Origin of the sequence: Bradyrhizobium sp. Ec3.3, assembly GCF_000472925.1 — a bacterium.
In the GTDB taxonomy this organism is placed as follows: Bacteria; Pseudomonadota; Alphaproteobacteria; order Rhizobiales; family Xanthobacteraceae; genus Bradyrhizobium.
The window spans coordinates 1-17,894 of the sequence record NZ_AXAS01000101.1 but is presented as its reverse complement, the minus strand read 5'-3'; the positions used below and the strand labels follow the sequence as shown (position 1 = coordinate 17,894).

14 protein-coding genes, 1 pseudogene and 1 riboswitch are annotated in these 17,894 nt (G+C 64.1%); of the genes and pseudogenes, 7 read left to right on the top strand and 8 right to left on the bottom strand.

All coding sequences use genetic code 11. From position 1 onward, the window contains the following. The coding region (locus tag YUU_RS57780; RefSeq protein ID WP_035665037.1) for an IS481 family transposase at positions 1 to 280 on the top strand (280 nt) is incomplete at its 5' end. Positions 281 to 778: 498 nt separating this feature from the next. On the opposite strand, the gene YUU_RS59720 is transcribed toward YUU_RS57780, so the two are convergent. Continuing rightward, positions 779 to 955, bottom strand: coding sequence for a hypothetical protein (locus tag YUU_RS59720; RefSeq protein WP_156944881.1), 177 nt, complete (start codon positions 953 to 955; stop codon positions 779 to 781). 646 nt (positions 956 to 1,601) lie between these two features. Here YUU_RS59720 and recA point away from each other — a divergent pair. The 3 genes from recA (at position 1,602) to YUU_RS0143685 (ending at position 4,903) form a co-directional block, all read left to right on the top strand. After that, a complete protein-coding gene (gene recA / locus YUU_RS0143695; RefSeq protein WP_027527840.1) occupies positions 1,602 to 2,690 on the top strand; it encodes a recombinase RecA in 1,089 nt (362 codons plus the stop codon). Positions 2,691 to 2,863: 173 nt separating this feature from the next. Next, positions 2,864 to 3,859, top strand: a complete 996-nt coding sequence (locus tag YUU_RS0143690; RefSeq protein ID WP_027527839.1) for a hypothetical protein — start codon at positions 2,864 to 2,866, stop codon at positions 3,857 to 3,859. Positions 3,860 to 3,919: 60 nt separating this feature from the next. Further along, the gene (locus YUU_RS0143685) at positions 3,920 to 4,903 is read left to right on the top strand and encodes a hypothetical protein (RefSeq protein ID WP_027527838.1); all 984 of its coding nucleotides are present in this window, start codon (positions 3,920 to 3,922) and stop codon (positions 4,901 to 4,903) included. Positions 4,904 to 4,907: 4 nt separating this feature from the next. Here YUU_RS0143685 and gcvP read toward each other — a convergent pair whose 3' ends face one another. The 3 genes from gcvP to gcvT are packed head-to-tail and all read right to left on the bottom strand — an operon-like array spanning position 4,908 to position 9,316. Then, complete coding sequence (gene gcvP / locus YUU_RS0143680; protein WP_027527837.1) at positions 4,908 to 7,775, bottom strand: aminomethyl-transferring glycine dehydrogenase; 2,868 nt, start codon at positions 7,773 to 7,775, stop codon at positions 4,908 to 4,910. Positions 7,776 to 7,789: 14 nt separating this feature from the next. Further along, the gene (gcvH, locus tag YUU_RS0143675) at positions 7,790 to 8,158 is read right to left on the bottom strand and encodes a glycine cleavage system protein GcvH (protein WP_027527836.1); all 369 of its coding nucleotides are present in this window, start codon (positions 8,156 to 8,158) and stop codon (positions 7,790 to 7,792) included. 9 nt (positions 8,159 to 8,167) lie between these two features. Further along, entirely contained in the window at positions 8,168 to 9,316 is a 1,149-nt protein-coding gene (gene gcvT / locus YUU_RS0143670) for a glycine cleavage system aminomethyltransferase GcvT (protein ID WP_027527835.1), read from the bottom strand. 143 nt (positions 9,317 to 9,459) lie between these two features. Next, positions 9,460 to 9,548, bottom strand: a riboswitch (glycine riboswitch). 219 nt (positions 9,549 to 9,767) lie between these two features. Between gcvT and alaS the strand changes: the two genes are divergently transcribed. Beyond that, positions 9,768 to 12,446 (top strand): alanine--tRNA ligase, encoded by a 2,679-nt coding sequence (alaS, locus tag YUU_RS0143665; protein WP_027527834.1) that lies wholly within the window; start codon positions 9,768 to 9,770, stop codon positions 12,444 to 12,446. Between the two features lie 5 nt (positions 12,447 to 12,451). Beyond that, positions 12,452 to 13,678, top strand: coding sequence for a cyclic nucleotide-gated ion channel (locus YUU_RS0143660; RefSeq protein ID WP_027527833.1), 1,227 nt, complete (start codon positions 12,452 to 12,454; stop codon positions 13,676 to 13,678). A 4-nt stretch (positions 13,679 to 13,682) separates the two neighbouring features. Here the strand turns inward: YUU_RS0143660 and YUU_RS0143655 are convergent, their stop codons facing one another. The 3 genes from YUU_RS0143655 to YUU_RS0143645 form a co-directional block, all read right to left on the bottom strand. Next, the gene (locus tag YUU_RS0143655; RefSeq protein ID WP_027527832.1) at positions 13,683 to 14,186 is read right to left on the bottom strand and encodes a DUF3455 domain-containing protein; all 504 of its coding nucleotides are present in this window, start codon (positions 14,184 to 14,186) and stop codon (positions 13,683 to 13,685) included. Between the two features lie 101 nt (positions 14,187 to 14,287). Continuing rightward, positions 14,288 to 15,502 (bottom strand): NADP-dependent isocitrate dehydrogenase, encoded by a 1,215-nt coding sequence (locus tag YUU_RS0143650; RefSeq protein ID WP_027527831.1) that lies wholly within the window; start codon positions 15,500 to 15,502, stop codon positions 14,288 to 14,290. A 100-nt stretch (positions 15,503 to 15,602) separates the two neighbouring features. Beyond that, a complete protein-coding gene (locus YUU_RS0143645; RefSeq protein WP_027527830.1) occupies positions 15,603 to 16,091 on the bottom strand; it encodes a hypothetical protein in 489 nt (162 codons plus the stop codon). A gap of 316 nt (positions 16,092 to 16,407) precedes the next feature. Here YUU_RS0143645 and YUU_RS0143640 point away from each other — a divergent pair, with 316 nt between their 5' ends. Continuing rightward, positions 16,408 to 17,595, top strand: a complete 1,188-nt coding sequence (locus tag YUU_RS0143640) for a TrmJ/YjtD family RNA methyltransferase (protein WP_027527829.1) — start codon at positions 16,408 to 16,410, stop codon at positions 17,593 to 17,595. 124 nt (positions 17,596 to 17,719) lie between these two features. Here the strand turns inward: YUU_RS0143640 and YUU_RS59715 are convergent. Beyond that, positions 17,720 to 17,894, bottom strand: a pseudogene (locus YUU_RS59715) (IS5/IS1182 family transposase); the annotation flags it as partial.

The following is a 17,894-nucleotide window of genomic DNA, read 5'->3' as shown; positions in this document are numbered from 1 at the left end:
CTTCGCCTTCCGCGACGCTTGCCGGGACCTGGGTATCAAGCACATCCGCACCAAGCCATATACGCCGAGAACAAATGGCAAGGCCGAGCGCTTCATTCAGACAGCGCTTCGGGAATGGGCCTATGCCCGAGCCTATCCGACCTCAGATCGGCGCGCCCAGGAGCTGCCAATCTGGCTGCATCAATACAACTGGCACCGACCCCATGGGGGTATAAAATCTCAAACACCAATCAGCCGACTCGGTCTAACCGAGGACAACCTCTTGAGGCTCCACACCTAACGCGCGATGATGATTCATCCCAATCTCATCGCGCCTTAGGGGTTGCGGGACAGCGAACAAAAAAAGCCCCACCAGGGGAGAGCCGGGCGGGGCAGAAGGTTATTGGAGGCTGAGGTGCTGGGCTGCAACACCGTAGCCAAGCGAAGTTAACCCGCGCAGCTTACAGGGAGCTTACAAGCGGGAGCGGGCGATTGGCCGTTCAAGGCCAGATTGCGGATAGGTCGCTCTGCCATCTCAAGGACGAATCCCGTCCCAATTCCGACACCCACTCGCAGAAATTACGACACAGCGATTGAAGAGACTCAGCGTTGCTCGGCGACGCCATGGGGGAACGTGGCCCGCCGATCAGGGGTGGCATATGGATAACGTAGAGCGATCATTCGCCGCTGCGACGGCGATGGGTTTTGTCGTGCTGGTCGTGGGGCTCATTCTGTTGGCTGTGTTGTAGGCCGGCACGCGGGACGAGAAGGGGCCGCTGGGCGGGCGGCCTTGCTCGTGTCATGGGCCAAAACTGCGGACGGCGGCGATGAGAAACGCCGCAGCGACCGTGAGCGATATTGCGGCGGCTATGCCCTTTGCCAGCGCCTTCAGTCCCGGCCTTGGCAGCACGAGACCAGTGGCCAAGATCGAAAGTCCGGCAGCGACAGCGGCAATCTTGAAGATAACCGAAGGCATCTTTTCCACCGTTCTTCGATCGGCGCTCGCCTGATCGTAGCCGGTCTGGGCGCTGTCAAAATCAACTCGATGACATCGAATCCGGCCCGATCCGCCGGCTACTTTGCATGGGGTTGTTTTCAGGGATTTTGGTGAAAGCCCGAAAGGCCGCAACCGAGGCGGCCTGATCCTTGAATTTAAACGGCCCCAAACGGGGGGCCGCCAACCCACTGATGGGGTTTTCCTCCAGCAGTCTGGGGGGCACCTTTCTGGCTGGGGGCCCCAAATCGACGCGCTACCAGGCGGATTGTTCCCTATGCCAAATAGTCTACCCAATTCAGACTAGGCGGGAGCGCCTAGTTCGTCCGAGGCATGAACAGAACTTGGCCAAATGCTGGCAACCGTGAACAGCGGTCATGAACAGAGTTTGACGCGTCCTTGGCAGTCTGCGAACAAATTAGGACACCTCGAAATTCATCTTGGGACACTTGGGGTTAGCTACGGACAGTGCCCCGAAGCGGGTCTTGGCCGAAACCGGCCAGCGCGCCGAAATCGAAAAGAACATATTGCGAACTTGGAACAAACGGTGTACGGTACTTTTATCGCCGACCCGCTTCGCCAATCGTTTGTCGCAACGCCGAATCCCCGCCATAAGGAGTACGACCAGATGTCCGCCACTGCCCTGCGTATCGTCGAAGGATCTTCCATGGACAAGAGTAAAGCCCTGGCTGCCGCGCTCTCTCAGATCGAGCGCCAGTTCGGTAAGGGTTCGGTGATGAAGCTCGGCAAGAGCGACCGTTCGATGGACATCGAGGCGGTGTCCTCCGGCTCGCTCGGGCTCGATATTGCACTCGGCATCGGCGGCCTGCCCAAGGGGCGCATCGTCGAGATCTACGGGCCGGAATCCTCGGGCAAGACCACGCTGGCGCTGCACACGGTGGCGGAAGCGCAGAAGAAGGGCGGCATCTGCGCCTTCATCGACGCCGAGCACGCGCTAGATCCGGTCTATGCGCGCAAGTTAGGGGTCAACATCGACGACCTCCTGATCTCGCAGCCGGACACCGGCGAGCAGGCGCTGGAGATCTGCGACACGCTGGTGCGCTCGGGCGCGGTGGACGTGATGGTGATCGATTCGGTCGCCGCGCTCGTGCCGAAGGCCGAGCTCGAGGGCGAGATGGGGGAATCGCTGCCCGGTCTTCAGGCGCGGTTGATGAGCCAGGCGCTGCGCAAGCTGACGGCCTCGATCAACAAGTCCAACACCATGGTTATCTTCATCAACCAGATCCGCATGAAGATCGGTGTGATGTACGGCTCGCCGGAAACCACGACCGGCGGCAACGCGCTGAAGTTCTACGCCTCGGTCCGCCTCGACATCCGCCGCATCGGCGCGATCAAGGAGCGCGACGAGGTCGTCGGCAACACCACGCGCGTGAAGGTGGTGAAGAACAAGCTGGCGCCGCCCTTCAAGCAGGTCGAGTTCGACATCATGTACGGCGAGGGCGTTTCCAAGATGGGCGAGATCCTCGATCTCGGCGTCAAGGCCGGCATCGTCGAGAAGTCCGGCGCCTGGTTCTCCTATGACAGCCAGCGCCTCGGCCAGGGCCGCGAGAATTCCAAAGCGTTCTTGAAGGCCAATCCCGACGTCACCGCCAAGATCGAGACCGCGATCCGCCAGAACTCCGGCCTGATCGCCGAGCAGATTTTGGCCGGCAATCCCGAGCGCGACGCCGACGGCGAGGAGCCGACGGAGGAGTAGGACCTAGCTAGATAATTTTCGCGAGGAGCGGGCGCTGAGGACGTTGAGTTGCCGACGTCTTCGGCGCCCGTTTCGTTTGGGCGCTGAGTGGGGCATGAAGCGGCTGATTTTGACCAACAATTGGCTCTGGCGTTTTCGGCCCTGTTTTAAGCAAGCCTTGAGGCCACGAAGCCATGACACGGCTTATTCTGACAACAGACTCGTCCGCTGCCGGTGCTCTCGAACGCGGTGGCCTTGGCGATCTCGTGATCGCGATTGGGCGTCGGCTTGTCTGGGGACCGTTGCCATCCGGCGCGGAGTTCGAAGCATTCTTTGCGCCGCGTAAGTCGCAGCCACGCGGTCTTCATTGGCTCGATGATACGCCACCCTGGCGCCCCGAGAAATCGGGTGCGAAGGATCGTGGATTGATCGAACTGCTTGCGGAAAGTGATTCCGTCGAATTGTGGATAGGCCCAGAGCCGAATGCGCAATTGATTCTGCTCTGGCTGCTCGAGCATTGGGGCAGTGTGAGCGTGGCGGGTTCCAAAATCGTGATGCGCCACTTGGACATCGCCGTCGGTGGCATCGATCCACAGCAGCTTGCGAAGCTTAACCCGCCGGCTGTTCAGATCACACACGATCACCTCGAACTGGCCGGTCGTGCGTGGCGGGCCTACCGAGCGTCGACCCCCAAGGGCTGGATCGAGCTCATCAAAGCGGATTTGAGCCTGCCGCAGCTTGGTCCATGCGCGTGGGACCTCCTCGAAGAGCTTCCGAGTGTCGCTACCGGTCTTGGGGCCACGGAAACGCGGATGCTGGAGTTAATCGCACCAGGCGAGGTGCAGCCCTTCGATGTCTTCCCAGGGCATCAGAAGCGCAACGAGCGGCGTGTTTTCGATTACTGGGAAGTCGGGGCCCTGCTTGACGGACTTGCGCGGTGTCCATGGCCGGCGGTGTCGGGACTGGATGAGGGGCCCTTTTCGCTGGCCATGCACGAGGACGCAGGTCGTCATGAACTGTACAAGCGGTCGCGATTACCGCTCACCGAACTCGGAACAGCGGTGCTGGCAGGAGAGGAGGACTTCCGCCGCCATAACCCGATCCAGCGATGGTGGGGCGGCACTGAATTGAACGGCGATCGACTGTGGCGCTGGGACGCAGAAGGCCGCTCGTTGATCGCGCCTGCCTGATGTGCGCGTGCTGCTTGGGGCGTAAGCATTTTTTGTATCAATTTTGATCGAGAGGCGACCGTGTCACATTTGATCCTTGCTACGAATGGCCTGGCGGCAGGCACCCTGCGCCAGGCTGGAATGATGAACGTTGTCCTCGGCTTTTGCCTTCGCTTCGTCTGGGGCCGGTTGCCGTCCGAGGAGCAGCTTGTGATGGGGCTGGAGCCGCGTTCAGCGAAGCACTGCAACATCGGCGATCACTGGCTCGATGACGTACAGAAGTGCCAGCTGAAAGGTTTCGGCACGCGAGATATCGGCTTTTTCGAGCTCTGCGAGAAATTCGATTCGATCGAAGTGTGGGTTGATCCGCAGCCAAACGATCAACTCGTGCTGGTCTGGCTGCTCAACCTTCTTCGCCCATACAAGGAGATCACGACCAAGCTGAGCCTGGTGCACACGGACGACGCCGTCGCGGGGTATCAGCCGGAATCAGTGGTGGAATGGAAGTTGCCGGCGTTCAAAGTTGCGGATAGTCACCTGACACTTGCGAGCCGTGCATGGCGCGCTTGGCGAGCGCCGACGCCCGAACCGTGGTTCGATCTACTCGCGAAGGATCTGACCATCCTTCCTCGATTGCGATCGGCCGTCATCACCATGCTCGCAGAGTTGCCTGATGTACAATCCGGACTCGGCGAAAACGAAATGGGCATGCTGGGGTGGATTGAAGACGAAGGTACCGAGCCACGAGAGGTGCTCCGTGCGGTTGAGTACCGCGAGGTGTTCGACGAGCTGGAAGCCGGTGAACTGCTCCGGGCGCTGGCGCAGGGTCCGGCACCCGCAATCATTGAACTTGGCGAGGTGCCGCTGGATACGAGTGAGGAGGCCCGTCCCTATCCATTTAGGGGAGGCCGGATCGCGCTTACTGAACTTGGGCGCGCCATTATGGCAGGCGAGGAAGACTTCTCCCGCCATAGCTCGATCCATCGTTGGTGGGGCGGTACTGAACTGACCAACGAACGGCTCTGGCGTTGGGACCCAAAAAGCCGTTCGCTGGTGGCACCCTGAAGTCCTACTCCGCCGCCTGCGCGTAGTCGCTCACCGGCGGGCAGGAGCACACGAGGTTGCGGTCGCCATAGACGTTGTCGACGCGGCCGACCGGGCTCCAATATTTGTCGGTGCGCGAGACGCCATCGGGGAAGCAGCCCTCAGTGCGGGTGTAGGCACGGGTCCAGTTGTCATCCGCGATGTCGTGCACGGTGTGCGGGGCGTTGCGCAGCGGTGACGCTTCGATCTTGAAGCGGCCGGCCTCGACTTCGGCGATTTCTTTGCGGATCGCGATCATGGCGTCGCAGAAGCGATCGAGCTCGGCTTTCGATTCCGACTCGGTCGGCTCGATCATCAGCGTGCCCGGGACCGGGAAACTCATGGTCGGGGCGTGGAAGCCGTAGTCGATCAGCCGCTTGGCGATGTCGTCGACGGTGACGCCGCTGGTCGTCTTCAACGGGCGCGGATCGATGATGCATTCGTGCGCAACGCGACCCTTCGCGTTCTTGTAGAGCACCGGGAAATGCGCATCCAAACGTGCCGCGACATAGTTGGCGTTGAGGATCGCGATCTCGGTCGCACGCTTCAACCCTTCGCCGCCCATCATCAGGATGTAGATGTAGGAGATGGTCAGGATCGAGGCCGAGCCGAACGGCGCGGCTGAGACCGGACCGACCGTCGCATTCGGATTGGTTGAGGGATGGCCGGGCAGGAACGGCGCAAGATGCGCCTTGACGCCGATCGGGCCCATGCCCGGGCCGCCGCCGCCATGCGGGATGCAGAAGGTCTTGTGCAAATTGAGATGGCTGACGTCGGCGCCGTAGTCGCCGGGCCGTGACAGGCCGACCTGCGCATTCAAATTGGCGCCATCGAGATAGACTTGGCCGCCATGACGGTGCACGATGTCGCAGATCTCCCTTATGTGCTCCTCGAACACGCCGTGCGTCGAGGGATAGGTGATCATCACAGCGGCGAGATCGTTCGAATGCTTCTCGGCCTTGGCGCGGAGATCGTTGACGTCGACGTCGCCGTTCTTCTCGCAGGCGACAACCACCACCTCCATGCCGACCATCGCGGCCGAGGCCGGATTGGTTCCGTGGGCGGAGGAGGGGATCAGGCACACCTTGCGATGCGCCTCGCCGCGCGCGGCATGATAGTCACGGATGGCCAAGAGCCCGGCATATTCGCCCTGCGCGCCGGAATTCGGCTGGAGCGAGATCGCGTCATAGCCGGTGATGTCGCACAGCCATTTTTCCAGCCGCGCAAACAGCGCGTGATAGCCGCGTGCCTGCTCGCTTGGCGCGAACGGATGCAAGCTGCCGAACTCCGGCCAGGTCAGCGGCATCATCTCGGTGGTTGCGTTCAGCTTCATGGTGCACGAGCCCAGCGGGATCATGGCGCGGTCGAGCGCGAGATCGCGGTCGCTGAGCTTGCGCATGTAGCGCAGCATCTCGGTTTCGGAACGATGCGCATGGAACACCGGATGGGTCAGGAAGGGCGTCGTCCGCTTCAATGCGTCCGGCAGCGTCTCGCGCGTGGTCGCGTCGATCTCGGCATAGGAGAGGTTGCCGCCGAACGCACGCCAGACCGCCTCAACGGTCGCCGGCGTCGTGGTCTCGTCGAGCGCAATGCGCAGGGCGCCATCACCGAGGCCGAGATTGATCGTCTCGGAAGCCGCGCGCGCGACGATCTCGTCGCGCTTCGCGCCGACGTCCACGCTGACCGTGTCGAAAAAGTTTTCGGAGCGCGGCGCGAAGCCGAGCTTGCGCAAGCCCGCGGCCAGCACCGCGGTGCGGCGATGCACGATGCGCGCGATCTGCGAGAGACCTTCGGGGCCGTGATATACGGCGTACATCGAGGCGATCACCGCAAGCAGAACCTGCGCTGTGCAGATGTTGGAGGTCGCCTTCTCGCGGCGGATATGCTGCTCGCGGGTCTGAAGCGCGAGGCGATAGGCGGGTGCGCCACGCGAGTCCACGGAGAGGCCGACGATGCGGCCGGGCAGCGAGCGCTTCAGCGCATCGCGCACCGCCATGTAGGCCGCGTGCGGGCCGCCATAACCCATCGGCACGCCAAAGCGCTGCGCCGAGCCGATCGCGATATCCGCCCCTAACTCGCCGGGCGAAGCGAGCAGCGTCAGCGCCAGCAGATCGGCGGCAACGATCGCAAGCGCGCCCTTGGCGCGAAGCGTCGCAATGGCCGGCCGCAGGTCGCGCACCGCACCCGAGCTGCCGGGATATTGCAGCAGCGCACCAAGCACGTCTGTGTTGTCGAGATCGGTGAGGGGATCGCCGACGATCAGGTTCCAGCCCAGGGGTTCGGCGCGGGTGCGCATCACCGCGAGCGTCTGCGGATGCACGTCCTTGTCGACGAAGAAGGCTTGCGCCTTCACCTGTGAGTGCCGCTCCGCGAGCGCCATGGCCTCCGCCGCGGCCGTCGCCTCATCGAGCAGCGAGGCGTTGGCAACATCGAGCCCGGTGAGATCGCAGATCATGGTCTGGAAGTTGAACAGCGCTTCCAGCCGGCCCTGGCTGATCTCGGGCTGGTAAGGGGTATAGGCCGTGTACCAGGCGGGGTTTTCCAGAATGTTGCGCTGGATGACCGCGGGCAAAATGGTGCCGGAATAGCCCTGGCCGATCAGCGAGGTGAAGACCTGGTTTTGCGCCGCGAGCTCGCCCATATGCGCGATCGCTTCCGTCTCGCTCAGGGGCTTGCCGAGATCGAGGGGGGCCGCCTGCCGGATCGAGGCGGGCAGCGTCTCCGCCATCAGCGCGTCCCCGCTTTTCGCGCCGACGGTGTCCAGCATCGCCGCGACATCGCGCGCGGAGGGGCCGATATGGCGGCGTACGAAAGAGGCGGCGGTATCGCCGTTGGATTTGCGGTGCGCGGTCATCATCGGTCCTCGCTTTACGCCGTGTGCGCCTTGTAGGCGGCTTCATCCATGAGGCCGCCGAGCTCGCTCTTGTCGGCAATCTTGATCTTGAAGAACCACGCCTTGCCTGCGGCGTCCGAATTGACCAGCGCCGGCTCATCGACGACCGCCTGGTTGACCTCGAGCACTTCGCCCGAGATCGGCGCATAGACGTCGGACGCCGCCTTCACGGACTCGACCACGGCCGCAGCTTCCGTCTTCTTCAGGGCGCGGCCGACCTTGGGCAGCTCGACGAACACGACGTCGCCGAGCTGCTGCTGGGCGTAATCGGTGATGCCGACGGTTGCGACATCGCCCTCGATGCTCAGCCATTCATGGTCGGAGGTGTACAGCGTCGTGGTCATTCTCGGTCCTCAGCGTTTGTAGGTGTTTTTCACGAATGGCATGGCGGCGACGGTGAGCGGCAGCCGCTGGCCGCGCACTTCGGCAAAGAGCTTTGTGCCGAGCGCGCTTTTCGCGGTGGGCACATAGCCCATCGCCACCGGTGCATTCAGGCTCGGGCCAAAACCGCCGGAGGTGACGGTGCCGATCGCTTCGCTCGACGTCGCATCCGCAAACAGCAGCGCGCCTTCGCGCACCGGCGCGCGGCCCTCGGCCCGCAGACCGACGCGGCGGCGGTTCGCGCCCTGGTCGAAATGGGCGAGGATCTTTTGAGCGCCCGGAAAACCGCCGGCGCGGGCGCCACCGGTGCGGCGGCTCTTCTGCACCGACCATTCCAGCGCGGCCTCGACCGGCGTGGTCGCGGTGTCGATGTCGTGGCCGTAGAGGCAGAGCCCGGCCTCGAGCCGCAGGCTGTCACGGGCCCCTAGCCCGATCGGCAACACATCGGAATTTGCGAGCAGCGCCTTGGCGAGGCGTTCGGCATCGCCTGCGGGAACCGAGATCTCGAACCCGTCTTCGCCGGTATAGCCCGAGCGCGACACGAAGCAGTCGATGCCGTCGACCTTGCGCGGGCCCGCGTCCATGAATTTCATGGACGGCGCCTCTGCACAAAGTTTCGCCAGCGCGGCTTCGGCCTTCGGACCCTGAAGTGCGATCAGTGCGCGGTCGTTCAGCGAATCGATGATGCAGTCATCGGCGAGGTGCGCGCGCAGATGCGCCTCGTCCTCGGCCTTGCAGGCAGCATTGACGACCAGGAACAGGTGATCGCCGAAATTGGCGACCATCAAATCGTCGAGGATGCCGCCGTCGGGATTGGTGAACTGGGCATAGCGCTGCCGCCCCGGTGCAAGCGCCACGATGTCCTGCGGCACCAGACGCTCCAGTGCTCTTGCCGCGTCCTCGACCTTGCCGGACTTCGGCCGGAGCGCGATCTGGCCCATATGGGACACGTCGAACAGGCCGGCGGAACTGCGGGTATGCAGGTGCTCTTTCAGGACGCCCGCCGGGTACTGCACAGGCATTTCGTAGCCCGCGAACGGCACCATCTTGCCGCCAAGGGACACGTGCAGCCCGTAGAGGGGGGTACGTCTGAGGGAATTTTGGTCGTCGCACGCAAGCATCACAGGGGCCCTCGCGGTTCCCGGGGAGGATTCCCCGAAAAACCAGTCGAAGCCCCATCTGTCGCTGTGCCTGAGAGTATTATCCCGTCGGCGGGTGCCACCCGGGCTTCGATGCCCGTCGGCGCCTCTTTCCAGATGCTGTCAAAGCCACGCGGTCCTTTTGCCTGAGAGTTTCCGGGGCGGTTGCTCCTTCGGCGCCGGCACCAAAGCCGGTCTCTCCCGACGTGGCCGTACGATACAGGTAGGTACAGAACACAGGCCAGCCAAGGCTGTCAACGCACCTGCAGCAGCTATCAACGAGGATTGCGCGCCTGCGGCAACCCTCTGATCTCTCTGCACAGTTTCTGGACAGGGCAGCTCACCTTGTCTAAAAGCGCTATCGCCCGCAGATATCAGCCTTGATGTCGAGTTTGGATGGCTCTGGCGGGTCCTATCACCCGATTGGATGAACATGAGCGGCGTCAACGAGATCAGGTCGACCTTTCTGAACTTCTTTGCCAAGAACGGCCACGAGATCGTGCCGTCCTCGCCATTGGTGCCGCGCAACGATCCGACGTTGATGTTCACCAATGCCGGCATGGTGCAGTTCAAGAACGTCTTCACGGGCGTCGAGAAGCGCCCCTATCAGCGCGCCACCACTTCGCAGAAATGCGTGCGCGCCGGCGGCAAGCACAACGACCTCGACAATGTCGGCTATACCGCGCGCCATCTCACCTTTTTCGAGATGCTCGGCAACTTCTCCTTCGGCGACTACTTCAAGGAGCGCGCGATCGAGCTCGCCTGGAATCTGATCACCAAGGATTTCGGGCTGAAGAAGGACAAGCTGCTCGTCACCGTCTATCACACCGACGACGAGGCGGCCGGCTTGTGGAAGAAGATTGCTGGCTTCTCCGACGATCGCATCATCCGCATTCCGACCTCGGACAATTTCTGGGCGATGGGCGATACCGGCCCGTGCGGGCCGTGCTCGGAGATCTTCATCGATCGCGGCGAGCACATCTGGGGCGGGCCTCCGGGCAGCCCGGAAGAGGACGGCGATCGCTTCCTCGAATTCTGGAATCTCGTGTTCATGCAGTTCGAGCAGGTGACGAAGGAGGAGCGCCAGCCGTTGCCGCGCCCCTCGATCGACACCGGCATGGGGCTGGAGCGCATGGCGTGCATTCTGCAGGGTGTCGACAGCGTCTTCGAGACCGATCTCTTCCGTCAGCTGATCGATGCGACCGCGTCCGCGCTCGGCAGCGGACCGAATGAGCAGACCGTCGCCTCGTTCAGGGTCATCGCCGATCATCTGCGCTCCTCGGCCTTCCTCGTCTCCGACGGCGTGCTGCCCTCGAACGAGGGCCGCGGCTACGTGCTGCGCCGGATCATGCGCCGCGCGATGCGCCATGCGCAGCTCCTGGGCGCGAAAGAGCCGCTGATGCATCGCCTTGTCTGGGCGCTGGTCCGCGAGATGGGCCAGGCCTATCCGGAGTTGGTGCGCGCGGAAAAGCTGATCGAGGAAACGCTGCGGCTGGAAGAGACCCGCTTCCGCAAGACGCTGGTTCGCGGCCTTGCGATCCTCGACGAGAAGAGTTCCGGCTTGAAGAAGGGCGACATGTTCGACGGTGACGTCGCCTTCACGCTCTACGACACCTACGGCTTCCCGCTGGATCTCACGCAGGACGCGCTGAAGTCGCGCGGCATCAGCGTCGACCAGTCCGCCTTCACCGACGCGATGGAACGCCAGCGCGAGAAGGCGCGTGCCTCCTGGGCGGGCTCGGGCGAGGCGGCGAGCGAGGCGATCTGGTTCCCGTTGCGCGAGAAGCTCGGGGCCACCGAATTTTTGGGCTATGAGACCGAGAGCGCCGAAGGCGTCGTTGCTGCACTGGTCAAGGACGGCAAGGAAACCGACAGCCTCAAGGCCGGCGAGACCGGTGCGCTCGTGCTGAACCAGACGCCGTTCTATGCGGAGTCCGGCGGCCAGGTCGGCGACACCGGCGTGATGGTCGGCGAGGGCGGAATCAAATTCCGCGTCACCGACACGCAGAAGAAGCTCAGCGATCTCTTCGTGCATATCGGCACGGTGGAGCAGGGCACGCTGAAGGCCGGCACCGCGCTCCAGCTCGAGGTGGACCACGCGCGCCGTTCCTCGATCCGCGCCCATCACTCGGCGACGCATCTGCTCCACGAGGCGCTGCGTCAGGTGCTTGGCGATCACATCGCGCAGCGCGGCTCGCTGGTCGCGCCCGATCGCCTGCGCTTCGACTTCGTGCATCCCAAGCCGATCACGCCGGAGGAGCTCGCCCGCGTCGAGGACATCGCCAACGACGTGGTGCTGGAGAATGACGAGGTTACCACCCGCGTCATGGGTGTGGACGAGGCCCGCGAGGCCGGTGCGCGTGCGCTGTTCGGCGAGAAATATGGCGACGAGGTTCGTGTCGTCTCCATGGGCAAGACCGCGCGCGAGCACGGCGCCAACGCGCTCGGCTGGTCGGTCGAGCTCTGCGGTGGCACCCATGTCAAGCGCACCGGCGATATCGGCCTGATCACGCTGACGAGCGAGAGTGCGGTCGCCTCCGGTGTTCGCCGCATCGAGGCGCTGACCGGACGCCATGCGCGCAAGCATGCCAACGACACCATGGCGCTGGCGAAGACCGCAGCGGCCGAGCTGCGCACCTCGCTCGAGGATGTGCCGGCGCGCATCACCGCGCTGATGGACGAGCGCAAGAAGCTCGAGCGCGAATTGTCCGACGCCCGCAAGAAGCTTGCGATGGGCGGCGGTGCATCGTCCGGCAATGGCGCTGCCGCTGGCGTGCGCGAGGTCGGCGACGTCAAGCTGATGGCGCGTGCGGTCGAAGGCATCGAGATGAAGGATCTCAAGAGCCTTGCCGACGACGGCAAGAAGCAGATCGGCTCCGGCGTCGTCGCGATCGTCGGCGTCACCGAGGACGGCAAGGCCGGCGTCGTGGTTGGTGTCACCGCCGACCTCACCTCGCGTTTCAACGCCGTCAACCTGGTTCGCGTCGCCTCCGAAGCGCTCGGCGGCAAGGGTGGCGGCGGCCGGCCTGACATGGCGCAGGCTGGCGGGCCCGACGGCGCCAATGCGGCGGCGGCGCTCTCGGCGATCGAAAAAGCCATGGTCGGCGCGTAAACACCGTGCGCCTCGTTCCGCGAGGACGTGGGCTTCGCGATCCCAATTTGAGGGATCGCCTCTACGAGCTCCTCGAGCACGATCCGCTGGCCTATTCCGCCGGGTCGCGCTTCATCCAGGTGATCATTGCCGTGATCGTGCTCGACGTCGTGGCAATGACGCTTGCCTCGGTGCCGGACCTGGACGCGCAATTCGACGCGCTGTTCTCGGCGATCACCATTCTGTCCGTGATCGTGTTCGCGTTGGAATATGTGGCGCGGCTGTGGACGGTCGCGGGCCATACGCAGCGCAAGGGGTCGGCGCTTGCCGACCGGCTCTCCTACGTCTTCTCCGCGCTCGGCATCATCGATCTCATGGCGTTCCTCCCCGCCGCGATCGTGCTTGCCACCGGCCGGCACGCGACGCTGGCTGCGCTCGGCGTGCTGCCGTTCTTCAAGTTGATCCGCTATTCGCCGGCGATGCGCTCGCTGTTTGCAGCCGTCCATGCCGAACGGCGCGCTTTGATCGGATGCATCGTCATCCTGATCGGCGTGGTGCTCACCTTCGCCTCGCTCCTCTATGCCATCGAGCGCGAGGTGCAGCCGGAAAAGCTCGGCACCATTCCGCAGGCGATGTGGTGGGCGATCGTGACGCTCGGCACGGTCGGCTATGGCGACGTCGTGCCCGTGACGCCGCTTGGCAAATTCGTGTCCGTGTTCGCCATCATCAGCGGCTTTGCGATGATCGCGCTGCCGGTCGCGATCATCTCCTCGGCATTTGCCGAGGAGGTGAGGCGCCGCGACTTCGTCGTCACCTGGGGCATGCTGGCGCGGGTGCCGCTGTTCTCGAACCTCTCGGCATTGGAGATCGCCGACATCATGCGGCTGCTGCGGGCACGCACCATCGAGCAGGGTGAGATCCTGGTTCGCCGTGGCGATGCTGCCTCGTCGATGTATTTCATTACGGCCGGCGAGGTCGAGATTTCACTCCCGAGCCAGCGTGTGCGGCTTGCCGACGGCACTTTCTTCGGCGAGATCGCACTGCTGCACAAAACCAAACGCAGCGGCACGGTGACCGCCACGCGCAAGACCCGCCTTCTGGTGCTCGACGCCCAACATTTTCATGCCCTGATCGAACGCATGCCGACGCTCGCCGCGCATGTGCACAACACGGCTAAGGCGCGGCTCGAAGAGACGGGCGACCTCGCGGCGACCGAGCTCGCGCAGGCGGAGCGCGAGGGCACCGACCGCTGAGCGATCAGCCCTTGCGCAGGAAGACGTAATCGGCCGAGTAGGGCGCGCTCTTGAACTCGCCGGCCTTTTCGCAAGGGCCCTCGAGCTTGCCGCCATGGGTGTTGATGCGCTGGACGGTGGTGACGGGCGCCAGAACGCCGCTGCCCCGGCGCGAGGCGACCTCGAGCTTCAGCCAGGGGATGTCACCTGCGGTTGCGCCCGGCGCGTTACCGATGGCCTTGCCGACCACGGCGCTGCCGTCGGCGTGCTCCCAATTGGGGCCTGCATAGTGGCGGCCGATCGTCTTGCCTTCGGAAAGCAGCGTCGCGATCGGCTCGCGGAAGGCCCAGCCGAGCTTGCCGTCGGTCCCTGCCTTGCACTCATAGACCTGCGCGCCCTCGGCGTGGACGCTTAGCACGATGCTCTCGCCGGGCGCGGCGATCGCCTCGGGCAGCGCCTGCTCCGCGGCTGCGGCCGATCCGATCAGGGCCGAGAGCAGCAAAGTGGGGACGGCGAGCTTGATGGACATGGTCGATCTCCGCGCAATGGGCGTCAAAATGGAAGGGCCGCGCTGAGGCGCGGCCCGTGATGATGTCTAACCGTACTCCGGCGAAAATGCGAGACGCCGGCTTACGCCGCCAGCGCCTTCGCGAGGTTCTCGGCGACCTTGTCGAGGAAGCCGGTGGTAGACAGCCAGCGCTGGTCGGCGCCGACGAGGAGCGCGAGATCCTTGGTCATGTAGCCGTCTTCGACGGTGTCGACGCAGACCTTCTCAAGGGTGGTCGCAAACTTCGCCAGCTCCGGATTGTTGTCGAGCTTGGCGCGGTGGGCGAGGCCACGGGTCCAGGCGAAGATCGACGCGATCGAGTTGGTCGAGGTCTCCTTGCCCTTCTGGTGCTCGCGGTAGTGGCGGGTCACCGTGCCGTGCGCGGCTTCAGCTTCCACCGTCTTGCCGTCGGGCGTGAGCAGGACCGAGGTCATCAGGCCGAGCGAGCCGTAGCCCTGCGCGACCGTGTCGGACTGCACGTCGCCGTCGTAGTTCTTACAGGCCCAGACATAGCCGCCGGACCACTTCAGCGCCGAGGCCACCATGTCGTCGATCAGGCGATGCTCGTAGGTCAGGCCCTTGGCGTCGAATTCCTTCTTGAACTCGCGGTCGAAGACGTCCTGGAAGATGTCCTTGAAGCGGCCGTCATAGACCTTCAGAATCGTGTTCTTGGTCGAGAGATAGACCGGGTAGTTGCGCATCAGGCCGAAGTTGAAGGACGCGCGGGCGAAGTCGATGATGGAGTCGTCGAGATTGTACATCTCCATGGCGACGCCGGCGCCGGGCGCCTTGAAGACTTCCTTCTCGATCACGGTGCCGTCCTCGCCGACGAACTTCAGCGACAGCGTGCCCTTGCCGGGAAACTTGATGTCGGTGGCGCGGTACTGGTCGCCATAGGCGTGGCGGCCGATGATGATCGGCTTGGTCCAGCCGGGAACGAGGCGCGGCACGTTCTTGCAGATGATCGGCTCGCGGAAGATCACGCCGCCGAGGATGTTGCGGATGGTGCCGTTCGGCGACTTCCACATCTGCTTCAGGTTGAACTCCTTCACCCGGGCTTCGTCCGGGGTGATGGTGGCGCACTTCACGCCGACGCCGACCTTCTTGATCGCCTCGGCGGCGTCGATCGTCACCTGATCGTTGGTCTGATCGCGGTACTCCATCCCCAGGTCGAAATAGAGCAGCTGGACATCGAGGAACGGGTTGATCAGCTTGTCCTTGATGTACTGCCAGATGATCCGGGTCATCTCGTCGCCATCGAGTTCGACGACGGGGTTGGTCACCTTGATTTTTGCCATTGGGAAAAGGGCCCTCTTCGAGATCAGCAGCTGTTGGAACAGGTTTGATGAAGCGGGCCTATAGCATCCGCGGGCACCGACCGGAAGGGAGCTGGAGCGGTTAGGTCCTATCCCTCAACGCGGGCCAGTATCGCCGCTCCAGGCGGCGGCGTGCCTTGCCTTCAGGCATGGCCCGAATGATCGAACCGCCTGCACCGGGATGCTGTTCCTCCACAGCCTCTGCGACGTGGCGCCAGAGCCGCGCGGCGCGCCAGCAGCGGTCCGGGTGGCACAGGGCCCGAATGCGGTCCCAGATCGGCCGGGCGAAGGCCGGATCGACCGCATGGCAGGCGGTCCAGAGCACTTCGAGAGCATAGGCCCGGGAATTGTGCGGTTGGACAGTTGGGGCGAGGTCGAGGCAACGCGCGCGCTCCCGCTCGGCAAAGGCCCGAGTGTCTCGTCGCACGGCGACGGCGATCGGCCATGCCATCACCGCGACGGTGCCATAGGCATCGTGGCAGCGGGCGGATTCTTTCGCCGCTTCCTCAAGCACCGAAAGCAGCGTCCGCTCGTCCGGCGCGGCTTCTGCGACATAAGCGAGGGCCTGCACGCGGTACCATGCGTCGGGACATCCGCGAGCAGCTTCCAAAGCCTGACGGATATTGCTGCGAGCTAGCTCTCCGGCTCGCATCCGGCCCATCACGGAGGCATGCGAGGGCGCTGGGGCATGAGAATATCGTGGCGGGAAGGACATGATCGTGCTTTGTCGCGGCAACACGAGAGCCAGTTCGATTTCGGTGGTGCCGGAAAATTCGCTGCTAACCTCATATTTTGCTTGAGAAATCCGGCCCGCGGGGGCAATCGGGGACTTGAATCTGTTTCTCAAGAAGCGCCACGCAACGCCCTGATCTGGAATCGGAAGGACGATGTCGGGTACCGACAAGACCAAGACGGGCTTCGACCTCGAAGGCCCCGCGATCATTCTGGTCGAGCCCCAGCTCGGCGAGAACATCGGCATGGCGGCCCGTGCGATGGGCAACTTCGCCCTGAGCCGCTTGCGCATCGTCAACCCGCGCGATGGCTGGCCCAACATTGCCGCCCAGCGCGCGGCGGCCGGTGCCGACCATATCCTGGAGCGGGTCGAACTGTTCGACACCGTCGAGCAGGCCGTCTCCGATCTCGACCTGTTGTTTGCCACCAGCGCCCGGGCCCATGACCAGGCCAAGCCGGTGGTCGGCCCGGAAGCGGCGACGACCGAGATCGCCGGCCACATTTCCACCGGCGGAAGGGCCGGCATCCTCTTTGGCCGCGAGCGCTGGGGGCTGACCAATGAGGAGGTCGCGCTCGCCAACCGGGTCATCACCTTCCCGGTCAACCCCGGCTTCGCCTCGCTGAACCTCGCGCAGGCGGTGCTGCTGGTTGGCTACGAATGGTTCAAGCGGGCGACGGAGGGCGCGCTGCCGCACGGCATGCCGGAGCGTTCCGAGCGCGCCTCGCAGCACCAGATCCTGGCCTTCTTCGAGAATCTCGTGCGCGAGCTCGACCGGGTTGAATTCCTCCGCCCGGCCGAGAAGCGCGACACCATGCTGGTGAACCTGCGCAACATTTTCACCCGCATGGAGCCGACCAAGCAGGACATGCACACCTTGCACGGGGTGGTGATGGCGATCGCGGAAGGGCGGAAGGGGCCAGCCAAGGGCGGCGTGCTCGATGGCGAGCAGGCGACGCGGCTGCGCGCGCTGCTGGCCGAACATGGCCAGGGCGGGGCGCCCGACAGCGGCAGCACCGTGCGCGGGCTCGCGCGCCTCCTCCGCCGCAACCCGACCGATGCCGAGCGCCTGCTCTGGCAGGCCCTGACCCGCGACCGCCGCTTCGCCGGCCAATTCAAGCGCCAGACCCCGGTCGGCCGGCACATCCCGGACTTCGTCTCCTTTCCGCACCGGCTTGCGATCGAGCTGGTTAATCCAGGCGAGGGCGAGACGATCGTAGCCGACCGCGCCGCGCGGCGGGCCTGGCTGGAGGCGCGGGATTATCGGGTGGTCGAGATCAAGGCGGCGGACGTGGAGCGGGATCTGGAGGTCGAGTTGGCGCGGTTGGCGGCGATGCTGCGCTGACAAATCGGAAAATCCGTAGAGCGTGTGAGCCAATTCGCTTTTCTGCATTCGACATCAAGGAGCGGTAGCGCCCCTTGATGGCAAGGAGCCGGCGGCGTCAGGCCGTCCGGTGTGCTTCTACGGTCTATGCTTTAGCGAGATAGTGTCCCTGCAAGATGTTGTTGATGAGGGCGTACCAGAGCACGACGGCACGGACCTTCTCGATACCGCGCACGGTCAATTGCCTGAGGTCCCAGTTCCGCCATCGGGCATGGATGCATTCGCAGATCGTGCGGGCCTGGTACTGTGCCTTGCCGGCT